Annotated in this window: 6 protein-coding genes; 1 reads left to right on the top strand and 5 read right to left on the bottom strand. The window is 71.9% G+C overall.

Going from position 1 to position 6,991, the window contains the following annotated elements:
- Positions 1 to 242 precede the first annotated feature (242 nt).
- A complete protein-coding gene (locus ACGFZK_RS33295) occupies positions 243 to 1,262 on the top strand; it encodes an adenosine deaminase (RefSeq protein WP_393852577.1) in 1,020 nt (339 codons plus the stop codon).
- Here the strand turns inward: ACGFZK_RS33295 and ACGFZK_RS33290 are convergent.
- The 5 genes from ACGFZK_RS33290 to ACGFZK_RS33270 all read right to left on the bottom strand — a co-directional run bounded on the left by ACGFZK_RS33290 (position 1,252) and on the right by ACGFZK_RS33270 (position 5,355).
- Positions 1,252 to 1,668, bottom strand: coding sequence for a hypothetical protein (locus ACGFZK_RS33290; protein ID WP_393852576.1), 417 nt, complete (start codon positions 1,666 to 1,668; stop codon positions 1,252 to 1,254). The two genes, ACGFZK_RS33295 and ACGFZK_RS33290, sit on opposite strands and share 11 nt — an antisense overlap.
- Before the next feature lie 16 nt (positions 1,669 to 1,684).
- Positions 1,685 to 2,824 carry a UDP-N-acetylmuramate dehydrogenase gene (locus tag ACGFZK_RS33285; protein ID WP_393852584.1) on the bottom strand — a complete coding sequence of 380 codons (1,140 nt, stop codon included), beginning with the start codon at positions 2,822 to 2,824 and terminating at the stop codon, positions 1,685 to 1,687.
- Positions 2,821 to 3,219: a DUF3291 domain-containing protein gene (locus ACGFZK_RS33280; protein WP_393852575.1), complete on the bottom strand. Its 399-nt coding sequence runs from the start codon at positions 3,217 to 3,219 to the stop codon at positions 2,821 to 2,823. The genes ACGFZK_RS33285 and ACGFZK_RS33280 overlap by 4 nt, the downstream gene beginning before the upstream one ends.
- Positions 3,220 to 3,258: 39 nt before the next feature.
- Complete coding sequence (locus ACGFZK_RS33275) at positions 3,259 to 4,707, bottom strand: MFS transporter (RefSeq protein WP_393852574.1); 1,449 nt, start codon at positions 4,705 to 4,707, stop codon at positions 3,259 to 3,261.
- Positions 4,708 to 4,785: 78 nt separating this feature from the next.
- On the bottom strand, positions 4,786 to 5,355 hold the full coding sequence (locus ACGFZK_RS33270; protein ID WP_393852573.1) for a TetR/AcrR family transcriptional regulator: 570 nt from the start codon (positions 5,353 to 5,355) through the stop codon (positions 4,786 to 4,788).
- Between the last annotated feature and the right edge of the window lie 1,636 nt (positions 5,356 to 6,991).

Raw genomic sequence — 6,991 nt, 5'->3', positions numbered from 1 at the left:
GCGGGGGGGCGCTGTGCTGGGGGGGGGGGGCGTCCCCCTACCCTTGCGCCGGGGCGCGTGGGCCCGCGGGCGGCGCCCCGGGGGCCATCTGGGGGGGGCCCCCCCCCCCGGGGGGGGCCCCCGCCGCTCAGGCATGTCCGGGCAGCCGCCGGCGCCCCCGACGGCCCGATCACACGTTCGCGCAAGACCCCGATCGGTAAAACCCCCTCCCGCCGAGCGCACCGGTACGGCAGGATCACCAGATGGAGCACGCACGCGATCTCACGCTTCTGCCGAAGGCCCACCTCCACCTGCACTTCACCGGATCGATGCGCCCATCGACCCTCCTGGAGCTGGCCGACAAGTACGGAGTCCGCCTCCCCGACGCCCTGACCGCCGAGGAACCGCCCAAACTCCGCGCCACCGACGAGCGCGGCTGGTTCCGCTTCCAGCGGCTCTACGACGCCGCCCGCTCCTGCCTGCGCGAGCCCGACGACATCCGGCGCCTGGTCCGCGAGGCCGCGGAGGAGGACGTACGGGACGGCAGCGGCTGGCTGGAGATCCAGGTGGATCCCACCTCCTACGCCCCCCTGCTCGGCGGGATGATCCCGGCCGTCGAGATCATCCTCGACGCCGTCGACGCCGCCTCCCGCGAGACCGGCCTCGGCATGCGCGTCCTCATCGCCGCCAACCGCATGAAGCACCCCCTCGACGCCCGCACCCTCGCCCGCCTCGCCGTCCGCTACGCCGACCGCGGCATCGTCGGCTTCGGCCTCTCCAACGACGAGCGCCGCGGCATGGCCCGCGACTTCGACCGGGCCTTCGCGATCGCCCGCGAGGGCGGCCTCCTGGCCGCCCCCCACGGCGGCGAGCTCACCGGCCCGGCCTCCGTCCGCGACTGCCTCGACGACCTGCACGCCTCCCGCATCGGGCACGGGGTCCGGGCCGCCGAGGACCCCCGGCTGCTCAAGCGGCTCGCCGACCGGCAGATCACCTGCGAGGTCTGCCCTGCCTCCAACGTCGCCCTCGGGGTGTACGAGCGGCCCGAGGACGTCCCGCTGCGCACCCTCTTCGAGGCCGGCGTCCCGATGGCGCTGGGCGCCGACGACCCGCTGCTCTTCGGCTCCCGGCTCGCGGCCCAGTACGAGATCGCCCGCCGCCACCACGCGTTCACGGATGCGGAGCTCGCCGAGCTGGCCCGCCAGTCGGTGCGCGGCAGCGCGGCGCCCGACGACGTACAGGCCAAGCTGCTGGCGGGGATCGACCACTGGCTCACCGGGTGAGCCGCAGGTCCCCCTCGTAGCAGTCGGCGCGCACCCGTCCGCCGTCCAGGAAGCCGATCTCCAGGTGGGTGCGGCCCTGGGCGGGCAGCGCGAACTCGGCGACCGAGGCGACGGTCTCGCCGAGGTGCCGCAGGAAGGGGTGGTCGCCGAGGTCCTCGCCGACCTCGATGCGGCCCCACTCCCCCATGTCGTACGGCTCGTGCGGCGCGGCGGACTCGACGATGAGGCACTGGTCGGATCCGGTGGTGATCCGGATGGTGTCGCCGATGCTGTCGATCAGCCAGACGTCGAGGGGCGCCTCGGAGCGTTCGCCGTCGCTGATGTGCCAGGACGCGACGACTCTGCTGAGCGTGCGCCCCACGAGACGGGTGGGGTCCGTACCGGCCCCGTGCAGCGGACAGAGCATGGGCGGCCGGGGCTCCTCAGATGCTGACGCCGACCGTCACCGGCTCGTTGACCAGGGTGACGCCGAAGGCCGCGTGGACGCCCGCGACGACTTCGCGGGCCAGGGTGAGGAGGTCCTCGGTGGTGGCCTCGCCGCGGTTGGTGAGGGCGAGGGTGTGCTTGGTGGAGATGCGCGCGGGGCCGGTGCCGTAGCCCTTGGTGAAGCCGGCCTTGTCGATCAGCCAGGCCGCGCTGGTCTTCGTACGGCCCTCACCGGCGGGATACGCGGGCGGGGCGGTGCCGGGGCCGAGGCGGTCCTGGGCGCGGGCGAGGAAGGCGGCGTAGGCCTCGTCGGTCAGGATCGGGTTGTGGAAGAAGGAGCCGGCCGACCAGGTGTCGTGGTCGGCGGGGTCGAGGACCATGCCCTTCCCGGCGCGCAGGCGCAGCACGGTCTCGCGCGCCGCGGCGGCCGGGACCCGGTCGCCGGCCTCGACGCCGAGGGCGCGGGCGGTCTCGGGGTACTTGACCGGCGCGGAGAGCCCGCCCGCGTCCTCCAGGGCGAAGCGCACGCGCAGGACGACGTAGCGGTCGGGCTGGTCCTTGAAGGTGCTGTTGCGGTACCGGAAGGCGCACTCGGCGGCGCTCAGGGTGACCGTTTCGCCGGTGGTGCGGTCGTAGGCGACGACCTCGGTGATGGTGTCGCAGACCTCCTGGCCGTACGCACCGACGTTCTGGATCGGGGTGGCGCCGGCCGAGCCGGGGATTCCGGCGAGGCACTCGACACCGGCGAGGCCGGCTTCGACGGTGCGGGCGACGGCGTCGCTCCAGTTCTCGCCGGCGGCGAGTTCGAGGGTGGTGCCGTCGAGGTGGAAGCCGGTGGTCGCGATGCGCAGGGCGGTGCCGCCGAAGCCCCGGTCGCCGATGACCAGGTTGCTGCCGCCGCCGATGACCAGGAGCGGGGTGCCGCTCTCGTCCGCGGCGCGCACGGTGGCGACGACCTCGGCGTCGGTGGTCGCGGTGACCAGCCGGGCGGCGGGGCCACCGAGACGGAAGGTGGTCAGGGGGGCGAGGGGGGCGTCGTGGAGTTCCTGCACGTGGACAAGAGTACGGTCCGTGCCCCTCGCATCCCTGCGGGGCCACGGACCGTACTCGCTCGTCCCCCGTACCGGCGGGGTCAGTGGCCCGTCTTCTGCTCGGCGAGGCGGCGCTCGGCTTCGTCCCAGGTGAGGGGGAGCTCGTGGGCCCGTACGGTCCAGAAGGTGAAGGCCGATTCCTTCATGTACGCGCTGGCGGCGCGGGAGCTGGAGCGGTGGGGCTCGCTGCGGGCGAAGCGGTACAGGGCGTCCCGGTCCTCCCATGCGGAGAGGGTGAGGAAGGTACGGCTGAGGACCCGGGCGCGCAGGGCGGAGCCGTGGGCGCCGGGGGCCCTGCGGATCTGGCCGATGATGCCGGGCGCCTTGAGGAGGAACCTGACGGCGCCGGCGAGCGTGGCGGTCTCGAAGCGGGAGGCCATGACGTAGACCTCGGCGTCGGGGGCTGCCTGGGTCGGCGTGGACCAAGGGATGTCGGGCATGACGGGCGCTCCTTTGCCGTCGGGGTCGTGTGTGGGGGGTCAGCCGGCGGCGGGGACCTTGTCCGGGACGGCGGTGGTCCGGCCCGCGAGCACCGGGGTGGCCTTGGGCTTGCGGGGTACCAGCAGGGCCAGTGCGGCGCCGAGGGCGACCGCGCCGGCGCCGATCCACAGGGCGGGGATGGTGCCGTCGGTGAAGGCCTGCGGGGACTCGTAGCCGCCCTGGGCGGAGAAGACCGAGGCCAGGACCGCGACACCGAGGGCTCCGCCGACCTCGCGCAGGGCGCTGTTGGTGCCGGAGGCCTTGCCCTGGTCGGCCGGGGCGACGGTGGACATCAGGACGTTGGCGGCGGGGGCGAAGTAGAGGGCCATACCGATACCGCTGAGGATCAGCGGCGGGAGCTGGGCGGCGTACGAGACGTCCGCGCTCAGGATCGCGGCGAACCAGCCGAGGCCGAGGGCCTGGAACGCGAGCCCGGCGGCGACGACGGGGCGGCCGCCGATGCGGTCGGAGAGGATCCCGGCCAGCGGGGCGACGATCATCGGCATACCGGTCCAGGGGAGCATGCGGAGGCCGGCTTCGGTGGGCGAGTAGCCGGCGACGCCCTGGAGGAACTGGCTGAGCAGGAAGATCGAGCCGAACATGCCGAGGAACATCAGCAGGCTGGCCAGGTTGATCCCGAGGAAGCCGCGGTCACGGAAGAGCCGCATGGGGAGCATGGGGTTGGCGTTGGTGAAGCCGTGGTGGACGAAGCCGCCGATGAGGGCGGTACCGACGATCAGGCCGGTCAGGACGGGGGCGCTGGTCCAGCCCTCGGCGTTGGCGTTGACCAGGGCGTAGACGATGCCGAAGAGGCCGCCGCTGATGAGCAGGGTGCCGGGGATGTCGAGGCGGGCGCCGGGGGCGGTGGACTCGGCGAGGCGCAGCCGGGCGAGCGGGATCAGGGCGAGGCCTATCGGCACGTTGAGCCAGAAGATCCACTGCCAGGAGATGTGCTCGGTGAGGCTGCCGCCGATGAGGGGACCGCTGGCGACGGCGAGGCCGGTGACGGCGCCGTAGATGCCGAGGGCCATGCCGCGGCGGGCGGCCGGAACGGCGGCGGTGAGCAGGGTGAGGGTGAGCGGCATCATGATCGCGGCGCCGACGCCCTGTACGGCGCGGGCGGCGATGAGCGCGTCGATGCCGGGCGAGAGGGCGGCCGCGGCGGAGGCTCCGGTGAAGATCGCGAGGCCGGCGATGAACAGCCGGCGGCGGCCGAAGCGGTCCCCGAGCGCGGCACCGAACATGAGGAGGACGGCGAAGGTGAGCGTGTACGCGTTCACCGTCCATTCCAGATCCTCGAGCTTGCCGCCGAGGTCCTCGCGGATGGCGGGGAGGGCGGTGGTGACGACCAGGTTGTCGAGTGCGGCCATGAAGCTGGCCACGCCGGTGAGGATCAGGGCCCAGATAGCGGGCCCGCGGAGCTTGGTGTCCGTCTCTTGCGTGTGCACGATTTCCCCCTGCAGGTTGTTAGTTATTGCTGACTAACTTTCTTGGGCGTGAGAACGCGGCCGGCAGATCGCGCGCTCTCACGCCTCCAGACGACCCGTGGCGCGCGCCGACGGGTAGAGCCCCTCCCAGACGCGGTGCTCGGGCGGGAAGCCCATGGCGGCGAGGGTGTTGATCAGCATTCCGTACGCCATGAAGGTCGCGGTCTCGTTCTCGTCCCCGCCCAGCGGCAGATGAACGGTGTCCCAGAGCTCCAGCCACCCGGCCCGGACCACGTCACCGAACTCGTGGTCCCCGGCCGCCTCGGCCGCGGCCACCGTGACGTAGACCTGGAGCTGCATCTGCAGCTTGTCCGGGTCCTCTGCGATCAGCCGGGTGTACGCGTTGGCCATGGCATGCAGGGCCTCTTGACCGCTGAGCCCTTCGGAGGCGGCGGCGAAGACGTCCCGCGTCTCGCTCAGGCAGCGCACGGAGGCGGCCAGGAAGATCGCCTGCTTGTTCGGGAAGAGCCGGAACAGATACGGCTGCGAGACACCCACCCGCTTGGCGATCGCCTCGGTGGAGGTGCCGTAGTAGCCACCCCGCGCGAACTCGTGCATCGCTGCCCGAATAACGCTCTCACGCCGCTCGTCTGCGCTCATCCTGACCATGAGGCTAAGTTAGTGCTTAATCACTAACTACGTCAAGGGGCGGGGCGGGGTGCGGCCGGGGCGCGGCCCGGGCGGCATCAGGGATGTGTATGGGGGTTTCCCGTCAGTCTCATCGTCTCTCCGGTTCGGGCCGGTCCCTCAAGGGCGCTCGTTCCTCGCGTCGCTACGCGATGGCCTTCGGCCACCCTTGACCGACCGTCCCGCCCCGGAAAGTCGAAGACTGTCGGGAAGCCCCCAAAAGAACGAGCCGGGCCAAGGACAAAGGGACGGCCTCGTCGGAGATGCCCAGCCCGGTCGGGCGCGAGAGCCGACAGGCGGGGCCCATGCCATGCACCGGCCGGGTCGATGAGGCGCGCCACATCGCTACGCGCTCCTCACCTCTCAGCGTCCGACGACCGTCTTGGGCTGGACATAGGCCGCCCCACGACCTCGGCCCGGCCCTCGACATGCGTCCGACGACCGTCTTGGGCTGGGCATAAGGCGCCCACGACCTCGGCCCGGCCCGGCCCGGCCCTCGACATGCGTCCGACGACCGTCCGGGGCTGGGCATAGACCGCCCACGCCTCCTGGGCGCTCTCTTCGATGGCGTCTGACGGCTGTCGGGGGTGGACATAAGGCCGCCCAAGACCTCGGTTCGACGCTCGACATGCGTCCGGCGACCGTCCGGGGCTGGGCATAGACCGCCCACGCCTCCTGGGCGCTCTCTTCGATGGCGTCTGACGGCTGTCGGGGGTGGACATAAGGCCGCCCAAGACCTCGGTTCGACGCTCGACATGCGTCCGGCGACCGTCTGTGGCTGGGCATAGACCGCCCGCGACCCCTGGGCGCTCTCCTCGATGGCGTCTGCCGGCTGTCGGGGGTGGACATAAGGCCGCCCACAGCCTCGGTTCGACGCTCGACATGCGTCCGGCGACCGTCCGGGGCTGGGCATAGGCCACCCACACCTCTTGGGCGCCCCTCATGCGATGCGTCTGATGGCTGTCGGAGGGTGGGGGGCGTCATACGGCGGCTATGTCGAGGTGGGCTCGGGTCAGTGAGTGTGTGCGGCTCGGAAGGCTGACCGTTTGCCCCAATTGCCCTTGTTTGTGGGTGGGTTTGTAGTGCCGCCCTCGCGCTGCCCCGCCCCCACCTCGGCTGAGGCGAGGAATCAGCCGACCGTCCCTCTCAACGGCCCCTGACGGCGGCCGGTCGCAGTCAAAGAGAGAGTGCTGAGGCTGTGGGCGGCTTATGCCCAACCCAAGGCGGTCGTCGGACGCATGTCGAGGGCCGGGCCGAGGTCGTGGGCGGCCTATGCCCAGCCCAAGACGGTCGTCGGACGCTGAGAGGTGAGGAGCGCGTAGATATGTGGCGCGCCCCACCGACCCAGCCGATGGCGGCCATGGGCCCCGCCTGCCGGACGTGCCCCTTTGCGCCCGACCGGGCCGGGCGTCTCCGACCGCCCCGTCCCTGAAAAGAAGCACCTGGCTCGTTCTTTTGGGGGCTTCCCGACAGTCTTCGACTTTCCGGGGCGGGACGGTCGGTCAAGGGTGGCCGAAGGCCATCGCGAAGCGACGCGAGGAACGAGCGCCCTTGAGGGACCGGCCCGACACGGAGAGACGATGAGACTGACGGGAAACCCCCATACACATCCCTGATG

The organism is Streptomyces sp. NPDC048257, from assembly GCF_043201855.1.
Taxonomy (GTDB): Bacteria; Actinomycetota; Actinomycetes; order Streptomycetales; family Streptomycetaceae; genus Streptomyces.
The sequence above is the reverse complement of the archived record's forward strand: the minus strand, read 5'-3'. Positions and strand labels throughout refer to the sequence as shown.

Excerpts from the sequence above, each read along its gene's own strand:
- ACGFZK_RS33295 (WP_393852577.1), top strand. The coding sequence starts at position 243 with ATGGAGCACGCACGCGATCTCACGCTTCTGCCGAAGGCCCACCTCCAC.
- ACGFZK_RS33290 (WP_393852576.1), bottom strand. The coding sequence starts at position 1,668 with ATGCTCTGTCCGCTGCACGGGGCCGGTACGGACCCCACCCGTCTCGTG.
- ACGFZK_RS33280 (WP_393852575.1), bottom strand. The coding sequence starts at position 3,219 with ATGCCCGACATCCCTTGGTCCACGCCGACCCAGGCAGCCCCCGACGCC.
- ACGFZK_RS33270 (WP_393852573.1), bottom strand. The coding sequence starts at position 5,355 with ATGGTCAGGATGAGCGCAGACGAGCGGCGTGAGAGCGTTATTCGGGCA.